Below are 17,226 nucleotides of genomic sequence, written 5' to 3' on the forward strand. Positions count from 1 at the left end.
AGAACCTAGAGCCTCCGGTAGAGGAAGACGCAGCACCAAACACCCACACCGCGCAGCTGACGGCTGAAAGCTGATAGAACTGTGTTGGGTTTCGCTTAGCTCTACCCAACCTACGCCAGGCTTTAAACTTTCCCCTTTCTAACTAGTAATTCACTACCCAATTTACCCTTTGTTGCAATTTTAATCTTGGTTTAGTACCTGAGCTATGTAAAACTATTTGCGTTTTTAAACCACAATCAGGTGACATGAATGTCTCAAATAAAAGCTTGGAAACTTATTAGCCTGTTTTGTTTGGTAAGCTTGCTTATGGGCTGTGAGTCGAAAGAAGAGCAGCTTAAACAAACAATACAACAATCCATAGAAAAAGCTGAGGTTGAATTAAATCAGCTTGGTACAGCGCTTGATAATGGCTCTTTGCGTAATGCGACGATACTTAAACAATACGGACAGGTGCTTGCTGAGCAGCAGCCGCAACTTTCTGAGATCGCGCGAGTAATTAGTCTTGATGCCACTCGTGAAGGGGCTATCTATACAGGTCTTAAACAACGTTTAGCAGATGTTAAGTCTACTTATCTAATACCCCCTTATGAAGATACCCTTCATCAACTTGATCTTATTCGTGATGCTGCCAAGCCATCTTTATTTCAGGATGCGCTGACTGATCCTATTAATATGCTTGCCGATATGTCGCAGGGCTCACTAGCGCGGGTTGGTGCAATTAGTGAAGCAGCTGAAGGTGAAAGCGTTGGTAACCAATTAGTTGGCAACCCTAACTATGGGCAGTGGCAAACTAATAGCAGCGGTACCAGCTTTTGGGTTTGGTATGGAATGTATCGCATGTTGGGTGATGTATTTGACCGAGTTGAATATGGTCGCTGGAGCCGTCATAGAAAGTACAGTTATTACAATGACTATGGCCGTTACCGTTATTCGAGTCCAAAACAGATTAAAGCACAACAGACTGTAGAGACGCGAACTCGTCAGTCTTATCAACGCCAAGGTAAACAATTCACTAGTCCGTATGCCACTAAGCGCAGTGGTGCATCTGGATTAAGCCGTAGCAGCTATACGCCGCCACGCACACGTAGTAGCTATGCTTCTAGCAGTAGTTACAGTAAAAGCTCTGGGTCATTACGCAACAGCTCGAGCAGAACATCACGTGGCATTAGCCGCGGTAAGTAGTGAAAAGAATAACCACCGGAGTTACAACATATGTATGAATTTAATGGAATAACAACTTGGTCGTTGCAAGCTTTAGCAATCGACTTTGCAATCATTATCGCTTTATTTGTCAGCCTAAAATTTATCAAAGGCTGGGTATCTAACTTACACGCTAATGATGAAATAACTGAGCGTGACAATTTTGCTTTTGGTATTAGTTTTGCTGCGGGGCTTGTGGCACTGGCAATTGTTCTTAGTGGTGTAAGCAGCGGCTCATTTGCACCGACCTTACATCAAGAAGCATTACAAATGCTAGGTTATGGTGTGATGGCAATTGTGCTTATTAAGCTTGGTCATTTCTTCCAAGACAAGGTAGCGCTTCGTAAAGTGAGTCTACATGATGAAATCGTAAAAGGTAACGCAACTGCTGCACTGATTGATTTTGGTCATGTAGTGAGTGTCGCTATTGTGATTCGCTCAGCTTTATTTTGGGTGGCAACCGAAGGCTGGCATGGTATTCCAATCGTGATCGCGGCCTTTGCAATTGGCAGCATTGCGATGCTACTGATCAGCCAATATCGAGTGCAGTTATTTAAGCGCACTAATCGCAGTGGTGACTGCTTACAACAGGCGGTTATTGACGGCAACTTAGCGGTAGGTATTCGTTACGCTGGCTTTTTAGTGGGTAGTGCATTGGCATTAACCGCTGCATCAGGTATTGCTCCTTATGCGGCTGACAATATTGTAGCTAGTTTAGGTTACTGGGCATTAAGTGCAGCGGTAAGTTTAGTTGCCTTCATTTTACTACACTTAGTGACTATCAAAATCATCCTATCTGGTTGTGATATTTCAGACGAAGTGAACCGTCAGAAGAACGTAGGTGTAGCCGCTATTTCAGCAGCGGTTTCATTTGCGATTGGTTCGACTATGGCAACCTTGTTAGGTGCCTAATTAGTGTCTACTACAACAAGCGCCCCAAGTAGAGCCAATCTACTTGGGCATGATTTCCTATTAATATCTGTTATGGCCGTACTCGCTGGGTGCGGCCTTATTTATGAATATCTTCTATCTCATTATGCAGGTCGTGTCTTAGGCTCGGTCGAGAGTGCCATTTATGCCATGATTGGCACCATGATTGTAGCAATGGGGATCGGTGCATTTTTAGCGCGTTGGTTTAAAGATGCATTTACTGCTTTTGCTTGGCTTGAGAGCATTATTGCTTTGGTCGGCATGGGCTGTATTTTAGCGATTGCGAGTGTAATCGCTGTGAGTTATTCATTACCACATATCTTCTCTGAAATTTTTAACCTGCCTCCAGATACCGTACTTAACGGCTACGTGTTTGAAAAGCTGCAAGAGTGGTCGCGTTTCTTGCCCTATGTGTTTGGTCTATTACTTGGGCTATTAATCGGTATGGAGATCCCGCTAATTGCGCGTATTCGTCAGCAAGTCTACGGGCGCTTTTTAGAAAACAATGCGGGTACCATTTACGGGGCAGATTATATTGGTGCCGGTGTCGGTGCTGCTATTTGGGTGAGTATTATGCTTGCGATGCCAATTATGCAAGCAGCAGCTTGGACGGCATTATTTAATATTATTGCCGGTCTCGTGTTCTTATGGCGCTATCATCAACATGTTCGCTTCGCTAAGCTACTGTTAATTTGTCATGGACTGTTGTTGGTGTTTTTTGCGTTTGTGCTTGTGCTTGGCACTAGCTGGATGAAAAACCTAAGTAATGTTTTATACAAAGATAAAGTCATCTACTCGCAAGCAACTAAGTATCAGCACTTGGTGTTAACTGAGCGTTTGAGTCGCAATCAGCCGAATGCAATTACTGATCTTTATCTAAATGGCCGTTTACAGTTCTCAAGTGTGGATGAGCAAATTTATCATTCAATGCTTGTCTATCCTGCCATGTTGGCTTCAAATCGCCACGACCGTGTACTGATCATCGGCGGTGGTGACGGGCTGGCACTTCGTGATGTTTTGAAGTGGCCTGTAAAGCATGTCACCTTGGTTGATTTAGATGGTCAACTGTTAAACTTATTTGGCAATGATGTAGGTGACTATGATGCGCCAGAAGAGATCAGAACACGTTTAACAAGCCTTAATAATCACTCTATGAGCGATCCTCGCGCTGATATTCGTATTGCAGATGCATTTTTAGAAGTCGAAGCAATGCTTGCTAAAGGTGAGCGTTTTGACACTATTTTGATTGACCTACCAGACCCTAATCACCCTGATCTCAATAAGATGTACAGTGATTATTTTTATAATCATGTGCGTCAGCTATTGGCGCCTGACGGGGCTGTGGCTGTGCAATCAACATCGCCTTATCATGCGAAGAAAGCATTTTTGAGTATTGCTAAAACAATGAAAGCAGCTGGTTTTGGTTATGTTGAGCAATACCAGCAAAATATTCCTTCGTTTGGTCAATGGGGTTGGACAATCGCGACCACTGCTGGCAAATCAGCAAGTCAGCGAATTCGTGAAATTAACGAATTACCCGTGCCATCTCGTTGGGTAAGTAAAGAATATTTATTGGCTTCTTTTGTATTTCCGAATCATTTTTTTGAACAAGTAAACACGATTGAAGTCAATAGATTAGGTTCTGGAACCTTATATGATTATTACCGTCAAGCGTGGCAAGTTGAAACCGAATTGTACAAAAATTGATATTTTATAGTTGACATAATATGTCGGCTATGCAAATCTTAACTCAGACATAATATGTCAAAACGTAAAAAGGTGAGACATGGAATTAAATGAACTATCAATCAAACTGGCTTCTTTTGAAACGGAAGGTGTGAGCTTTGAGTCTTTCTTGATTGCCAACGAAGGTGAGCAAGATGTGTTACAAGTTATCGTCGATGGGAATGATGAGTTACCTATCTTTGTTACTCAAACAGAAGAGCAATTACTGTGTATTAGCTACCTGTTTGCTGAAGACGAAGTACAAGCAGATATGCGTAATGAGTTAAACGAAACGTTACTACGTTTAAATGTACCAATTCCATTAAGCGCATTTGCAAAAATTGATGATAAGTACGCTATTTTTGGCGCCTTATCGGTTAATTCATCGTTTGATGATATTACCCATGAGTTGGTAACACTGGCAGACAATGCGATTGATGCGCTTGAAGCCGTGACCATTTATTTAAACGATTAATTAGCAATTTCTGGAGTTAAGATTATGAGTATTTTAAAGAAACTATTTACAGCTGTACGTGGTGGCGCTCGTGAAGCAGGACAAGCAATTGTTGATGCAAACGGTATCCGTATCTTTGAACAAGAAATTGCTGATGCACAAAATGCCTTACAACGCGCTAAGAAAAGCCTGACTGAAGTAATGGCAAAAGAGATGCAAACGAAACGTAAAATTAGCGCACTAGATGCATCAATTGCTGAACATGAGGCGTATGCAGGCCAAGCGCTTGAAAAAGGCAACGAAGCTCTTGCATTAGAAATTGCTGAAAAAATCGGTGATTTTGAAGCTGAGAAAGCAGAGCACGAAGAAGTGTTAGCTGGTTTTAGTAACCACATTGTGCAACTAAAGCAGCAAGTTAAAGAAGCTGAAAAGTCGATTAAAGAAAACCAACGCCAACTAACGATGGTTAAAACGACAGAAAGTGTGCAGCAAGCAACAATGGCTGTAAACAGCACGCTAAATACGAATAGCTCATCAATGACATCAGCACGTGAGTCTCTAGAGCGTATTAAACAACGCCAGCAAGACCGCCAAGACCAGTTAGGTGCGGCTAAGCAATTAGAAGCTGACACTAACGGCGATGATTTAAAAGCGAAAATGGCTGAAGCGGGTATTGGTGATACGAGCCCGAAAAGCGCGGATATTTTGGCGCGTATTAAAGCAAAACAAAATAGCTAATCAGTTAACGGAAAGACAAAAGGTAACCCACGCACTGGGTTACCTTTTTTACTTCAACAAGGAGTCAGCCAATGTTTAACTTTTTTAAATCTAAAAAAGCTCCAGAGCGTCAGCTTACTGATCCAAGCCAATTACTCGTTGGTGATATGTTAACTGTGATTGATTCGTTTGCTTACCCAAGCTGGTTAAAAGGACAGACTTTGCGAGTTACTGATGTGCAAACGTATCAGTATCAACGTAGTGCAGAGTATGAGTTGGTACTCGAAAGCGAATCGGGCCAAGTGGTGTTTTTGCAAATCGAGTCAGATGACGGTGAACAGTGGGCACACTTTGCGATCAAAATTCAACGCGATGATGTTGATGAAATTTTTACTCTTGATGAGTTCGCTCGTATTTTTGATGAAGACGAATTAACGGCAATTAATGTACAAAATAGCCCAGAACGTTTTAGTCACTTTTTGGCATCGAGCTACAAACAAACAGAAGCACCTTATGTGTGTTATTTCCATAATAAGGACTACCGTAATAAGCCTTTACCTCGCTATGAAGACGAGGGCGGTGAGCCGTGTGAAATGATCTGTTTAAGCTCTGATGATGAATCGCATAGTTTAAATATTGAAATTTGGGAAGGCGGTGAAACAGAGGTATCACTGACGTTAACCAGACCAATTAGCGATATTGTTGACTTATTTCCTGGGGATGCCAAGTGAGTGATGCAAAAGCTAAGTGGCAGCGTCAGGATCAAGCAGTTAGAGCCACACAAATGGCGTTTGATTTAAGCTCTGAAGTGCAAAAATCAATTAAGAAGCAAGCCATTGACCAAGAGCTTACGCCATCAGATATGATACGTAAGATTTTGGAGCTCGACGTTAAGTCGAAAAAAACCAGACAGCGTTTATCGTTTAACTTAAATGATGAAGAAATTGCCCTATTGGCTGAGCGGTTTGGTGTTGCTGCTGATGATAAGCGAGCTGTGAAACAGCGTGTGGCAGAACTACTCATTGCGCACAGTAAAAAAAGCTAAGGTTTTGCCTTTACTTCTTTAAGCCCTTACACTGAGACTAGATGTTTTAAAGAAGTGACATGACTTTGGATATTATTTTACTTGCGTATTTAGTTATTTTTGCATTATTTGGCACTGCAGCAAGTTACTTTGTTCGCTACATTTACGCTTACTGGGTGCATAATACAATGCAGGTAAAGTACATTTATAAGGCCGGGATTTGTATCATCAGCGTGGTGATAGTATCCGGCCTTATTGCATTGTTTACTTAATCTCGATTGCTTGGCACTGCTGTGAAATACACAGTGATTGTACCGGCAGGACAGGAGAGCAATCGTTAACGGTTAATGCTTGCTCAGATGACTTCTCAGCCGCTGTAATTCGCTCTGCAAGTTGCTCCGCTTGTTCTTGTGCGGTGTTTAACGTTGAATAGACCACATAGCGACTTGGGCCACCACATGCTCGTTCACCGACTTCTAACACCTTACATTGAAAGCTTGCATTACAGCTATTATTACTAACGATATCGTTCAGCTGATCATTTAAATCACCTAAATCAACGCGTGCAGAACTACCTGACGTTGTTGTTTCACAACCAGTTAAAGCAATACTTGCTAACACAGTTGTGGTGATGAAAAGTTTCTTAAAAGTCGATGAACGAACCATTATTGCTTATTCCTTAGTATACACTTGCCGCTGAGCCTTCGATTCTAACACAAGTATTCTCAGAACACTGCGCACCCGGTGCGGTTAGATGCTGACAAATACTCATCATGTCGTTTGCTGCGTTAAATTGCTTTTCAAGGGCGGTGATGTCTTTTGCAAGTTTTTCAACCTCAGCAGTGTTAGCTGTTTTGCTTGAATAAACAATGAAGCTACTTGGCCCACCACAGGCGCGACTACCAACAGGTAATACTTTACATTGGCTGCTGTTGTCACAGCTTGGATCATCGATTAGCTGTTTAAGTTGTTTGTGGGCAGAGCTAATAGTGGCTTTATCTGGGGCTGCTTTGCTCACTTCTTCAGCGTTTTTTATTTCAACGGCTTTTGGCGCCTCGACAAGTTTATTGCTGGTTGCCGTTGATTCGGCTTGCTCATTATTGTCCGAACACGCAGTTAATAACACAGGAAATAAAATTGCCAATAGAGGATAGCGCATAACATACCTAAAAATCGTTGAATAAGTACTCACTATCATACACATTGCTCAAAGTGGAGCAATAAAAACGTTAGCTTTCAGTAAGTAGCTCTGTATTCACAGAGCTACAGTAGGATAAAAGTTCTATAAACCACCTTGGGTTAGTTTGGCAGGGTCAAGTAATTCACTCAATTCTTCGCGCGAAATATCAGTATGCTCTGCAGCAACATCAATAATAGGGCGACCTTCTTGGTAAGCTAATTTGGCAATTTTTGCCGCTTTGCTATAGCCGATCACCGGATTAAGTGCGGTAACCAGAATTGGGTTTTTAGCGAGCGCTTTATCAACATTGCTTTGGTTTACTTTGAAGCTGGCAATCGCTTTATTTGCCAGTGCTTCACTGCTATTTGCCAGCAGTTCAATACTTTGCAAAATGTTTAGGGCAATCACAGGTAGCATCACATTGAGCTCAAAATTACCTGCTTGACCAGCCACTGTAATGGTGGCGTCATTACCAATGACTTGTGCGCTGACCATAGCGGCAGCTTCAGGGATCACTGGGTTTACTTTACCCGGCATAATTGATGAGCCTGGTTGTAAAGCTTCAAGCTCAATTTCACCAAGGCCAGCAAGAGGGCCTGAGTTCATCCAGCGTAAGTCATTGGCTATTTTCATTTGTGCTACAGCAAGTACCTTTAGCTGACCTGACAGCGCAACAATGGCGTCTTGTGATCCTATGTTGTAAAAGAAGTTTTTGCTTGGGCTAAAGCGAATACCGACATTCTCACTCAAGTGTTGGCAAAACTCACCGGCAAACACAGGGTCGGCATTAATACCGGTACCTACGGCTGTGCCACCTTGCGCAAGTTCACAAACTCGCTCAAGTGCTTGGCGAATCCCAGCCATTGCATGATCCACTTGTAACTGCCATGCAGCCAATGTTTGTGCAAAACTCACAGGCATTGCATCCATTAAATGAGTGCGGCCAGTTTTAACAATATGGCCCACTTCGGCTTGTTTGTTTTGAAGGCTTTGACTGAGTTTATCGAGTTTAGGAAATAGTTCATAAATGATGTTAATGGCGCTACTTACCGCAATCGCAGTAGGGATCACATCATTTGAGCTTTGTCCCATGTTCACATCATCGTTGGGGTGAATGGTTTCGCCTGCAAATTTACTCGCTAGTGTTGCAATAACTTCATTGGCATTCATATTTGAGCTAGTACCTGAGCCGGTCTGAAATACATCAACTGGAAACTCTGAAAAATGTTTACCGTCGATGATCTCTTGGCATGCTTGCTCAATTGCTTTTGCTTTACCTTGGCTCAAATGGCCTAAAGCTGCATTGCTTTGCGCGGCAGCTTGTTTAATGTAGGCAAGGGCGGTGATAAATTGCTTAGGCATGGCTAAGCCACTAATTTTAAAATTATTGATAGCACGTTGCGTTTGAGCTTGATACAAAGCATTGGCAGGGACTTGTAGTTCACCCATGCTATCTGATTCGGTTCTAAATTGGCTCATAAACACTCCTAAATCGGGTTAAATTCTTGGCTGAGAAGGCACGCTTCTCGCTCCAAACTGAAATACTTTTCAATACAGTTATGAGTTTTGTAGTAACGCTTTAGCGCAAGTTGCGGTTTATAAAGCTGGGCCAAACATTGTTTACGAATTGCATTATGCACTAATGAATCACACATCTTTTCAAGTAGTTCATGAAAGGTGCGTCTTAGATACAGCTCTTGCAAAATAAAGTTGTGATGTTTTTCGTAATAGCGTGCAATGTTCAAACCCGCTTCAACATAGTTAGCAACAAGTGCTGGGGCATGTAGCCCTGGTCTTTGGCAAACACATTTCATTTGCCGCTGATACTGGAGCATAGCATTGTGAGAGTGCATAGAAAAACCGATTAGCTGTAATGATAATAGTTATCATTACAGCTAATCGGTTTTAGTGCAAGTCTTATCTAGTGAAGCTAAGACTGAATGGATTAACTGTGTGTGATTAATTGTAGCCGAGAATAAAAATCTGGTCTGTTTCATGTTTTTTCGGCGCCTGTACATTTTCTTTGTTACATTGAGAAAGAAGGTCGATAACGGTTGCTCTGTCGTCACAACTAGTTAAGGCGGCTTTTTCGCTTTCAGCACGTTCGCTGGCTGCAAGTGCTGCATCTACAGCGGTGTAGGGTGAGATATACATAATGTTGCTCCTATTGATTAATTCACTTATGAAATAGCATAAGCTGTACCAATATTGATAAAAATAGATAAGCTTTTGAATTTGTTGTTTTTATATTTTTATCTAATAAATTACCCGCGACTTTAGTGATTATTTTTGCTTTACTGTTGTGCACTAATTACCAAACATGGTGCATTAATTTGTATGGATAAACCCTTCTCTCAAGCCTGTGAAAACAATAAGTCACCTATTTTAAAGGTATTAAAAGAGTTCTTTTCTGATGTAACGAATGTATTAGAGGTTGGCTCAGGTACCGGGCAACATAGCGTGCATTTTGCAACGCATTTAGCACACTTGCAGTGGCATTGTAGTGATCGTGAGGTTAATCACCCTGGGATATTACAATGGCATCAAGAAGCTGCACTAACTAACTTGCATGCACCACTCACACTCGATCTTAATGATCCTTGGCCTGTTGATAAAGTGAATGCTATTTTCACCGCGAATACGATGCACATTATTAGTTGGCCACTGGTGGAGCGCTTTTTTCAAGGGGTAGCAAAGCATTTAGCGCCTAAAGGAAAGTTATGTATTTATGGGCCATTTAAGTATCAAGGTAAGTATACCAGTGCCAGTAATGCTGAGTTTGATGCTTTTTTAAAACAGCAAGATGCTAATAGTGCAATTCGTGATTTTGAAGCGATTTGCCAACTTGCAGAGCAAGCTGGCTTAACCTTTGTTGAAGATGTGCAAATGCCAGCGAACAACCAATTATTGCTGTTTAAACGGCAGTAAGCTTTCGCATTGTGCTTTATAGAGCGCCATATGTTGGCGTTCTCTGCGAATAAAATCATTAATGGCTGCTGCAAAATCACCGTGCTGAATATGATGCAGTGAATAGGTATATACGGGCTTAAATCCGCGACTTATTTTATGCTCACCTTGCGCGCCAGAGTGGAACTGTTTAAGTTTGTTGGCAATGCAGTACTCAATGCCTTGATAGTAGCAAAGCTCAAAGTGCAAACTATCAAGCTCATAATTTGTTCCCCAGTAACGACCATATAAACAATTCTTATCTTTAAAACTGAGTGTGGCGGCAATCACCTCTCCTTGATACTTAGCGAACATTAACACCAGTTTGTCGGCCATGCTCTGCTGTAATAATTCGAAAAAGGCGGTATTCAAATAACCATTGTGGCCTGAGCGCTTCAAATAGGTTTGGCGGTAAAAATGACTAAATTGCTGCATGTGCTGCTTGCTGATGTCAGTACCTTCGAGCCATTCTATGACTATCTGTTGTTCAGTTATTTTAGCGCGTTCTTTTTTGAGCGATTTACGCTTTCTTGCGGTGAGTGAAGCTAAAAAATCATCAAAGCATTTATAGTCTTCATTAAACCACTGAAACTGCACGCCATGACGTTGCATTACGGTGTCGCTAGTTAATGCAGTCGCTTGTTGCTGGTGGCAAAAATTTATATGCCAACCTGACCAGCCTAACTGCGCTGCTGTTGCTGTGAGTATGTGCTGAATGTAAGCAAAGACTTCAGCGGGGGCTACATAGTTAATACTAACTCTTTGCCCTGCAATAGGCGTGAATGGTACGCCACACAGCCATTTAGGGTAATATTCTAAGCCATGCTGTTGATAAGCTTCAGCCCAAGCCCAGTCAAATACATATTCACCATAAGAATGATGTTTTAGATACCCCGGTAGTAAGGCTATGACCTGTTCTTGCTGGTAAATTGCTAAGTGCATGGGTTGCCAGCCCGACTCTTCACTCACACAGCCCGTTTGTTCTAAAGCCGCTAAAAAAGCGTGATCAGTAAAGGGTGTATCATCAAAAAATGACTGCCAAAGTGCGGCATCAATCTCGCTTATTTGATTAAACCAGCGGTGACTAAACTCACTCATTGTGCAGCCGATTCTATATCTTTGATGAAGTTGTTTATATGCATAGCTAGCTTATCGAAATAAGGGTTAAACGTGAGTCGTGCAAAGGGTTTGTGTGCTTGTAAATTTTCGACTGTGCGCTCACCCATCACGATGTCTTTTTGGTATTTGCAGGCTGTATAAAGTTTATCGTCATCTAAGTAGCTGCCGCAATTGCGATACGAAGCTTTACGGCCATAGTAAGGATTACTGGGTTTATTAACGATACTAATGTGTGACATCCCTTTGATCTTTTTACAGTCATCGGTATCGCAGTCATCACGGATTATGTGGTAATCAGCAGGAAAGTTGGCTGGAATATTATCGTCGTTACCGTAGTAAACTAGCCGATCAAGCTGGTTATTTTTACGCGCTTTTGGGTCGTGCAGTTTAGCTAGTAATTTAAAGGTCGCTTGATTATCTATTGTAGTGTCAACATCACTAAAGGTGCTAAATATTGCGACATTCGGCAGTTGACGATAACGAAGCTCATCAAGGCTAATACGGCTCATTGCTTCGTGGCTAGCTGAAGCTGCACTAAATGGAAACGACTCATACTTAGCAAAATCCAGATCCGCGTCTTTATCAATCCAATTAACAAATGGAATTGCATCGACCCATTTGGCCAACCAACCGTTTTTATTGTGTGGCTCACTTGCTGGTGAAAACAACATCGCAGCAGTAATTTTATTATCAACAGGAGCTTGAGTTAAGTAATCAACAACCAGTGCTGCACCCGTTGAGTAGCCCCCTAATATTACCTGATCAAAGTCTTTTAATGTGCGCTCAATGGCATACACACTGGCTTTTCGCCAATCATCAGCATCAACCTCTTGCAAAGCTGCTGCGGCAGTACCATGCCCCGGCAGTAAAATTGTGCGAACTGTATAACCTTGTTGATAATACACCTGTGCAAGGTCATGGTAGGTAAATGGAGAGTCGGTTAAACCATGGATTAAAAGTACAGCTTTGCGGCTATCGGCCTGTTTAAGTTCGAATGGGCTAATTAAATCGGCAATTGTTGCGTTAGCAGGTCGAGAACCTTGTGCAACAAGTTGCTGATAGGTATCGGTATAAACTGGGCATGGTAAGTTCGCTCGCGGATTTTCACTGCTAATTTCAAGGTAAGCAGCGGTTAAATAGTCACTAAATGCTTGCTCGATATTATAGCTAAAGGTGCTATGGCTGCGTGGTAATGGCTCTCTAAACAGTCCTTCGCGCTTACTTTTCATCATCAGTTTTTGGTCTTCAAGCTGAGAAAGGCAGGTTTGCTGCTGTGCCATTAATGGGCTGCTAAATAGTCCACTGATGGACAAAGAGATAGCAACTAAGTTTATGAATTTCATATTTTAAGCGTCCTTTTAAAGCCTGTTTTTAGCTTATCGAGTTATGTTTTATTTGCAAGCAAGCTGCGTCAAGCTAGCGGTAAATGGCGCTTAGTGAATGCTTGTTTTAAGACCACCGTCGACTCGATGTTAGCAATGCAATCAATACTACCTAATTTATGTTTCACAAAGCTTTCATAGCTTTCTAAATCTGTAGCAACAATCTTGAGTAGATAATCATAACTACCTGAAATAACTGAGCACTCAAGCACATGTTCAAGTTTTGCTACTTTTTGTTCAAATTGCTCAGCAGCGGCAACTGAGTTTTGGTTTAAGCGTACAAAGGCATACACAGACACGTTTAAATTAACCGCTTTAGGATTAATTGCAGCATGGTAACCACTGATCACATTCGCTGATTCGAGCTTTTTAATGCGGCGCAGGCAAGGGGTATCTGACAGGCTAACAGACTGTGCCAGATCTGAGACAGAAGTTCTTGCATTGTCTTGTAGAGCATTAAGTAATTGTTGGTCTTTTTTATCTAATTTCATTTTAATTTGAGTGATTTTCACTAATCTAGGTGGATTCTAGTCTATATTTTGGCGATTAGCACTCATTGAACTCTGTTAACATTATCGCAATATAATTATTTTGGAGTGAGCCTGTGACTGAGAACACCAAGGCATTTGATAGCTGGCTTCGCACTCGTTTTGTTGAGATCAATAGCGAACTAGAAAAACTATATTGGCAACAAGACGATAAAGCGAATGTAGAGGGTGTCGGTGAGCACCTTAAGCGTCAATTAGAGCAAGAAGGTAATGAGCATATTCGTGCTTTACTTGCAGAGGGTAATACCGATGAAGGGTTTGATAACGCTTTCGACTTATTAGGTAATGTTGGCTTGTATATGGCGGCATGCCGTCGACATGAGATCACTGAGCCTTCTCGTGAAACAAGCTCACCCCTTGTTGAAGCCTCTGCATTGGCAATGCACATCGGTGCATCTATTGGTGTTACCCCGCGTTTTGCAACGGCGCATTTAACCACCCACAACAAAGCGGTTGATGGTTTGTATAAGCGCTTTACTGACCTTGAAGATGAGAAAATCTTTGTTGATTATAATACTAAGGGCATTTTAGCGTATAAGCGTGCAGCGGATGCTTTATTAAAAATTCAGCCGTTAGGAATATCGCACCCTATCACGGCAGATTTACTTGCCGTGGCAAAGCAAGCACTGCTTGATGTAATTGAGTCGAACAATACGTTATACAACAAGCTCGATACAGACCGTTTTTTCTATTGTGTACGCCCGTATTACAAGCCTTATCGAGTAGGTAAAGAGGTGTATCGTGGTGCGAATGCCGGTGATTTTGCGGGCATTAATGTCATCGATTTATTGCTTGGTCTTTGTTTTGCCAATGAACCTAGCTACTCGCAAATGCTGGTGGATAAATTCTTGTATATGATGCCTGAAGATCAGCAGATTCTGCGTGAAAGTATGCGTATGACAAGTATTATGGATGACTTTTTAGCAGCAGAAGCTGAGCGCGATAGCGAGTGGCTACAAACTAACTTAAAGCTGTTTATTCAAGTGTGCCAACTGCATGGTGATACTGCGATTGGTCACCATAATCAATTGGTTAGTAAATACATTGCGCAGCCTTCACAGCAAATGCAGCAACAACATATGGATAAAGTCACTGCCAGTGGGCCGCCTTTACATGTATTACTTAACTCATTAGAGCAGTTACGTGATCGCCGTGCGGCAGCAAAACGGGATGATATTCGCACCCGTTTCGATGATTTAACTATGTTAAAACAGTGGATTAAGTAATGAATAAAGACGATTTTGTAATTCCACAAGGCAGCTATTTACTTAACCACTCTGTTGGGCGACCCTTAAAATCTGCTGAGCAGCATTTCCATCAGCAGTTTTTTGCAGCTTGGCAAAATGAAAATAAAGAGCCATGGCAACAGTGGTTGCAAGGTGTAGAGGCGTTTACGAGTAGCCTCGCTAGGTTATTTAACTCGCACAGTGAGTTGTTTTGTCCACAAGTTAACTTATCGAGTGGTTTAACAAAGCTTTTGATGTCGCACCCGCGACTTCAACAAGAAAATTGTAAAGTGTTGATGGCCGAAAGTGACTTTCCAAGCATGGGTTTTGCAATGCAAAAAGCCTTACCGGAAAGTACTGAAATCGTGTTTATTGATAAGCATGAAGATTTAACCAGTGCGCAGGTTTGGCAGTCATATTTAGCGAATAATGATATTGATTTAGTATTTATTAGCCATGTTTACTCAAACACGGGTCAACAAGCGCCTATTCACGAAATTATAAATATCGCGAAACAACACAACACATTGAGCTTACTTGATGTTGCGCAGTCTGCGGGTATTTTAGAGGTCGACTTAACTAAGCTTGATGCCGATTTTATGCTGGGCTCGAGTGTAAAATGGCTATGCGGTGGGCCTGGTGCTGCTTATTTATGGGTTAACAGCAAGCAGCTATCACTTTGTCAGCCAAAAGATGTTGGTTGGTTTTCACATCAAAACCCGTTTGAATTTGATATTAAGCACTTTGCTTATCATCAAACCGCGCTACGCTTTTGGGGCGGTACCCCTTCAGTTGCACCTTATATTTTGGCATCCCATAGTATTAATTACTTTGCAGAGCTTGGGATTGAGAAAGTACGCGCTCATAACTTAGCTATGCTCGCTCAGTTTCATGACCAATTAGCTGATTATATGCGCTCACCGATACAGGCTGACAAATGCTCTGGAACGGCCATTATGCATTTTGGCGAGCAACAAGCGGCTGTTAAAGCTGCGCTTGAAGCTGCGAATATTGCTGTTGATGAGCGTCACTTAGGTTTAAGAGTCTCTGCTCATATTTATAATGATCAGCAGGATATTGATACATTTATCAAGACTGTGAAAAGCGCTTTATACCAACACGCTTAATTAAGTGTTATTGCGAGTTGGTATTAGGTTAAGTGCTTGTCGGGCCTTTGCTTTGACGGAACGCCAGTGCGTCATTGGTTTTTTGGGGACCAGCGCTAAAATTTGCTCAAAGTCGATGTCATCAATACCGACTTCGTTACTGTGGGCAAACATAATCCGTTTTGGTTGTAAGGCTTTTAACATCAGTAAAGAGTTTAAATACAGCTTTGGGTAAAAAACAGGAAAGGGTGGCACGAGCTGCCCTTTTACTTTTACCAGTAAATCAGCAATGTAAATTCTCTCGCTGGGAATATGGTATAAGCTGATATCTCGGTCGGTATGACCGGGGGTGTGAAGTGCTTGCCAGTCATCAAAGCCGGGTAAAATTGCATCGGTAGCAAGATAATAGTCGGCATCGAGATGGCGGTTGTACCAAAGGTTGTGGCGTTTTTTATTTAATCTCCCCGCAACCCACCAAGCCAAAGCGATATCGGTTAAATGCATTAAGAAGCCATCAATACCTCTATACCATTGCCCAGGGGCATTCGACGTGGCTATTTTGCCACCGCTTAACTTTCTTAATGCATGCGCACCACCGGCATGATCTGGGTGCATGTGGGTAACTACAATTAGTTTTAGGTCGGTAACAGGGCGCTTTAGTTGCTCGGTGATATAATCAAACACGGTATCAACATCGGCACGGCAACAGCCATCAAGCAGCATTAGTTTGTCTGGATATTCAACCAAATAGATGTTTTGAATATAACCTTCTAAAGTATGAATGTGCATTGCTACATAAGGCCTTAATAATTTAATAAACCCTGTTATAGCATGTCTGACCAGTTTAGGTAAGTTAGAAGTCTTGCTTCTCTGTAAGTAGCCTTTTACTCTCTTCTAGTTTTTCAATCTGCTTATTTATGATACTTAACTGGCTGTTATAGTAGGCATTGATGCGCTCACTTTGTTTTTTAATGGCATCATCGATCGATGCTGCACCTAGTCTATTTGCAGCATCTTGGGTCATTTCGTACACTTTTTTTATACGCTCGTTTTGCTTTTTTTGTAATTCTTTACTTTCTAGTTTTAAGCGCTCAATTTCGCGATCAGCTTCTTTGATTTTGAGAAAGTTTTCAACACTTAGCTCATTTGTCTCTTGCGTTTTTTCTGGTGGTAGCTTGGTTTTGGGTGGTGGAGTGATATTAACTATTTCGGCATCTTTACCACATGGTTGCTGCGAAAACGTGGCAACATTATCGATCATACATTTATAGATCGTGGCTTGGCTGTAAAAGCTGAGCAACAAGGCTGCAGCGAAAGAGGCAAAACGGAGCATAGCACTAATCACTTTGACTAATATATATACATTTAGCATGCATGAAATTAACTGAAGTGTGCAAGTTTTTTAGGCATAAAAAAACCGCTAAAAAGCGGTTTTAAATAATAAAATGGTGGAGAAGGAGGGATTCGAACCCTCGATAGAGCTACAAACCCTATACTCCCTTAGCAGGGGAGCGCCTTCGGCCACTCGGCCACCTCTCCAACGCATAATTCTGATTGTAACTTGCTGAAATTAATCAACAAATAAAAATAAGTGGTGGAGAGATAGGGATTTGAACCCTAGAGGGGCTACAAACCCCTGCCGGTTTTCAAGACCGGTGCATTCGACCAC

The 17,226-nt window shown here is 41.9% G+C and carries 21 protein-coding genes and 1 tRNA gene; 11 read left to right on the top strand and 11 right to left on the bottom strand.

Going from position 1 to position 17,226, the window contains the following annotated elements:
- Positions 1 to 249: 249 nt before the first annotated feature.
- The 8 genes from QL229_RS20130 (at position 250) to QL229_RS20165 (ending at position 6,322) form a co-directional block, all read left to right on the top strand.
- Positions 250 to 1,182 (top strand): CHAD domain-containing protein, encoded by a 933-nt coding sequence (locus QL229_RS20130; RefSeq protein ID WP_135923112.1) that lies wholly within the window; start codon positions 250 to 252, stop codon positions 1,180 to 1,182.
- Positions 1,183 to 1,212: 30 nt separating this feature from the next.
- The gene (locus QL229_RS20135; protein ID WP_281547342.1) at positions 1,213 to 2,112 is read left to right on the top strand and encodes a DUF350 domain-containing protein; all 900 of its coding nucleotides are present in this window, start codon (positions 1,213 to 1,215) and stop codon (positions 2,110 to 2,112) included.
- A 3-nt stretch (positions 2,113 to 2,115) separates the two neighbouring features.
- The gene (locus QL229_RS20140) at positions 2,116 to 3,837 is read left to right on the top strand and encodes a polyamine aminopropyltransferase (protein ID WP_281547343.1); all 1,722 of its coding nucleotides are present in this window, start codon (positions 2,116 to 2,118) and stop codon (positions 3,835 to 3,837) included.
- Positions 3,838 to 3,916: 79 nt separating this feature from the next.
- Positions 3,917 to 4,330 (top strand): DUF2170 family protein, encoded by a 414-nt coding sequence (locus tag QL229_RS20145; protein WP_063700564.1) that lies wholly within the window; start codon positions 3,917 to 3,919, stop codon positions 4,328 to 4,330.
- A gap of 24 nt (positions 4,331 to 4,354) precedes the next feature.
- Positions 4,355 to 5,047: a PspA/IM30 family protein gene (locus QL229_RS20150; RefSeq protein ID WP_135923115.1), complete on the top strand. Its 693-nt coding sequence runs from the start codon at positions 4,355 to 4,357 to the stop codon at positions 5,045 to 5,047.
- Positions 5,048 to 5,118: 71 nt separating this feature from the next.
- Positions 5,119 to 5,757 carry a DUF4178 domain-containing protein gene (locus tag QL229_RS20155; protein WP_135923116.1) on the top strand — a complete coding sequence of 213 codons (639 nt, stop codon included), beginning with the start codon at positions 5,119 to 5,121 and terminating at the stop codon, positions 5,755 to 5,757.
- Entirely contained in the window at positions 5,754 to 6,071 is a 318-nt protein-coding gene (locus QL229_RS20160; RefSeq protein ID WP_281547344.1) for a hypothetical protein, read from the top strand. Before QL229_RS20155 ends, QL229_RS20160 begins: the two co-directional genes overlap by 4 nt.
- Before the next feature lie 65 nt (positions 6,072 to 6,136).
- Positions 6,137 to 6,322 (top strand): hypothetical protein, encoded by a 186-nt coding sequence (locus QL229_RS20165; RefSeq protein WP_054554683.1) that lies wholly within the window; start codon positions 6,137 to 6,139, stop codon positions 6,320 to 6,322.
- Here QL229_RS20165 and QL229_RS20170 read toward each other — a convergent pair.
- From QL229_RS20170 to QL229_RS20190, 5 genes are all read right to left on the bottom strand, one after another.
- Positions 6,315 to 6,716: a hypothetical protein gene (locus QL229_RS20170; protein ID WP_138557902.1), complete on the bottom strand. Its 402-nt coding sequence runs from the start codon at positions 6,714 to 6,716 to the stop codon at positions 6,315 to 6,317. The genes QL229_RS20165 and QL229_RS20170 overlap by 8 nt on opposite strands.
- A gap of 13 nt (positions 6,717 to 6,729) precedes the next feature.
- Positions 6,730 to 7,209, bottom strand: coding sequence for a hypothetical protein (locus QL229_RS20175; RefSeq protein WP_281547345.1), 480 nt, complete (start codon positions 7,207 to 7,209; stop codon positions 6,730 to 6,732).
- 123 nt (positions 7,210 to 7,332) lie between these two features.
- On the bottom strand, positions 7,333 to 8,709 hold the full coding sequence (locus QL229_RS20180) for a class II fumarate hydratase (RefSeq protein ID WP_281547346.1): 1,377 nt from the start codon (positions 8,707 to 8,709) through the stop codon (positions 7,333 to 7,335).
- 8 nt (positions 8,710 to 8,717) lie between these two features.
- Positions 8,718 to 9,083 (bottom strand): hypothetical protein, encoded by a 366-nt coding sequence (locus QL229_RS20185; RefSeq protein WP_167658784.1) that lies wholly within the window; start codon positions 9,081 to 9,083, stop codon positions 8,718 to 8,720.
- Between the two features lie 106 nt (positions 9,084 to 9,189).
- Positions 9,190 to 9,384 carry a hypothetical protein gene (locus QL229_RS20190; protein WP_054554610.1) on the bottom strand — a complete coding sequence of 65 codons (195 nt, stop codon included), beginning with the start codon at positions 9,382 to 9,384 and terminating at the stop codon, positions 9,190 to 9,192.
- Between the two features lie 183 nt (positions 9,385 to 9,567).
- Here QL229_RS20190 and QL229_RS20195 point away from each other — a divergent pair, with 183 nt between their 5' ends.
- On the top strand, positions 9,568 to 10,158 hold the full coding sequence (locus QL229_RS20195) for a DUF938 domain-containing protein (protein WP_138557900.1): 591 nt from the start codon (positions 9,568 to 9,570) through the stop codon (positions 10,156 to 10,158).
- On the opposite strand, the gene QL229_RS20200 is transcribed toward QL229_RS20195, so the two are convergent.
- The 3 genes from QL229_RS20200 to QL229_RS20210 form a co-directional block, all read right to left on the bottom strand.
- Positions 10,135 to 11,274, bottom strand: a complete 1,140-nt coding sequence (locus QL229_RS20200; RefSeq protein WP_281547347.1) for a GNAT family N-acetyltransferase — start codon at positions 11,272 to 11,274, stop codon at positions 10,135 to 10,137. The two genes, QL229_RS20195 and QL229_RS20200, sit on opposite strands and share 24 nt — an antisense overlap.
- Positions 11,271 to 12,638 carry an alpha/beta fold hydrolase gene (locus QL229_RS20205; protein WP_281547348.1) on the bottom strand — a complete coding sequence of 456 codons (1,368 nt, stop codon included), beginning with the start codon at positions 12,636 to 12,638 and terminating at the stop codon, positions 11,271 to 11,273. Before QL229_RS20205 ends, QL229_RS20200 begins: the two co-directional genes overlap by 4 nt.
- A gap of 68 nt (positions 12,639 to 12,706) precedes the next feature.
- Positions 12,707 to 13,168: an Lrp/AsnC family transcriptional regulator gene (locus QL229_RS20210; protein WP_281547349.1), complete on the bottom strand. Its 462-nt coding sequence runs from the start codon at positions 13,166 to 13,168 to the stop codon at positions 12,707 to 12,709.
- Positions 13,169 to 13,281: 113 nt separating this feature from the next.
- Between QL229_RS20210 and QL229_RS20215 the strand changes: the two genes are divergently transcribed.
- Both QL229_RS20215 and QL229_RS20220 read left to right on the top strand, forming a co-directional pair.
- Positions 13,282 to 14,451, top strand: coding sequence for a monodechloroaminopyrrolnitrin synthase PrnB family protein (locus QL229_RS20215; protein WP_281547350.1), 1,170 nt, complete (start codon positions 13,282 to 13,284; stop codon positions 14,449 to 14,451).
- On the top strand, positions 14,451 to 15,578 hold the full coding sequence (locus tag QL229_RS20220) for an aminotransferase class V-fold PLP-dependent enzyme (protein ID WP_281547351.1): 1,128 nt from the start codon (positions 14,451 to 14,453) through the stop codon (positions 15,576 to 15,578). The genes QL229_RS20215 and QL229_RS20220 overlap by 1 nt, the downstream gene beginning before the upstream one ends.
- Here QL229_RS20220 and QL229_RS20225 read toward each other — a convergent pair whose 3' ends face one another.
- The 3 genes from QL229_RS20225 to QL229_RS20235 form a co-directional block, all read right to left on the bottom strand.
- Positions 15,579 to 16,346, bottom strand: coding sequence for an MBL fold metallo-hydrolase (locus tag QL229_RS20225; protein WP_281547352.1), 768 nt, complete (start codon positions 16,344 to 16,346; stop codon positions 15,579 to 15,581).
- 64 nt (positions 16,347 to 16,410) lie between these two features.
- Positions 16,411 to 16,890 carry an RNA-binding protein gene (locus tag QL229_RS20230; protein ID WP_281547353.1) on the bottom strand — a complete coding sequence of 160 codons (480 nt, stop codon included), beginning with the start codon at positions 16,888 to 16,890 and terminating at the stop codon, positions 16,411 to 16,413.
- A 113-nt stretch (positions 16,891 to 17,003) separates the two neighbouring features.
- Positions 17,004 to 17,096 (bottom strand) — tRNA-Ser (locus QL229_RS20235).
- Positions 17,097 to 17,226: the final 130 nt, after the last annotated feature.

It is taken from the genome of Pseudoalteromonas sp. PAR1, assembly GCF_947311895.1.
In the GTDB taxonomy this organism is placed as follows: domain Bacteria; phylum Pseudomonadota; class Gammaproteobacteria; order Enterobacterales; family Alteromonadaceae; genus Pseudoalteromonas; species Pseudoalteromonas lipolytica_C.

What these genes read in the sequence shown, in the direction of transcription:
- QL229_RS20130 (WP_135923112.1), top strand. Translation starts at nt 250, where the DNA reads ATGTCTCAAATAAAAGCTTGGAAACTTATTAGCCTGTTTTGTTTGGTA.
- QL229_RS20135 (WP_281547342.1), top strand. Translation starts at nt 1,213, where the DNA reads ATGTATGAATTTAATGGAATAACAACTTGGTCGTTGCAAGCTTTAGCA.
- QL229_RS20145 (WP_063700564.1), top strand. Translation starts at nt 3,917, where the DNA reads ATGGAATTAAATGAACTATCAATCAAACTGGCTTCTTTTGAAACGGAA.
- QL229_RS20150 (WP_135923115.1), top strand. Translation starts at nt 4,355, where the DNA reads ATGAGTATTTTAAAGAAACTATTTACAGCTGTACGTGGTGGCGCTCGT.
- QL229_RS20155 (WP_135923116.1), top strand. Translation starts at nt 5,119, where the DNA reads ATGTTTAACTTTTTTAAATCTAAAAAAGCTCCAGAGCGTCAGCTTACT.
- QL229_RS20170 (WP_138557902.1), bottom strand. Translation starts at nt 6,716, where the DNA reads ATGGTTCGTTCATCGACTTTTAAGAAACTTTTCATCACCACAACTGTG.
- QL229_RS20175 (WP_281547345.1), bottom strand. Translation starts at nt 7,209, where the DNA reads ATGCGCTATCCTCTATTGGCAATTTTATTTCCTGTGTTATTAACTGCG.
- QL229_RS20180 (WP_281547346.1), bottom strand. Translation starts at nt 8,709, where the DNA reads ATGAGCCAATTTAGAACCGAATCAGATAGCATGGGTGAACTACAAGTC.
- QL229_RS20185 (WP_167658784.1), bottom strand. Translation starts at nt 9,083, where the DNA reads ATGCACTCTCACAATGCTATGCTCCAGTATCAGCGGCAAATGAAATGT.
- QL229_RS20190 (WP_054554610.1), bottom strand. Translation starts at nt 9,384, where the DNA reads ATGTATATCTCACCCTACACCGCTGTAGATGCAGCACTTGCAGCCAGC.
- QL229_RS20195 (WP_138557900.1), top strand. Translation starts at nt 9,568, where the DNA reads ATGGATAAACCCTTCTCTCAAGCCTGTGAAAACAATAAGTCACCTATT.
- QL229_RS20200 (WP_281547347.1), bottom strand. Translation starts at nt 11,274, where the DNA reads ATGAGTGAGTTTAGTCACCGCTGGTTTAATCAAATAAGCGAGATTGAT.
- QL229_RS20205 (WP_281547348.1), bottom strand. Translation starts at nt 12,638, where the DNA reads ATGAAATTCATAAACTTAGTTGCTATCTCTTTGTCCATCAGTGGACTA.
- QL229_RS20210 (WP_281547349.1), bottom strand. Translation starts at nt 13,168, where the DNA reads ATGAAATTAGATAAAAAAGACCAACAATTACTTAATGCTCTACAAGAC.
- QL229_RS20220 (WP_281547351.1), top strand. Translation starts at nt 14,451, where the DNA reads ATGAATAAAGACGATTTTGTAATTCCACAAGGCAGCTATTTACTTAAC.
- QL229_RS20225 (WP_281547352.1), bottom strand. Translation starts at nt 16,346, where the DNA reads ATGCACATTCATACTTTAGAAGGTTATATTCAAAACATCTATTTGGTT.
- QL229_RS20230 (WP_281547353.1), bottom strand. Translation starts at nt 16,890, where the DNA reads ATGCTCCGTTTTGCCTCTTTCGCTGCAGCCTTGTTGCTCAGCTTTTAC.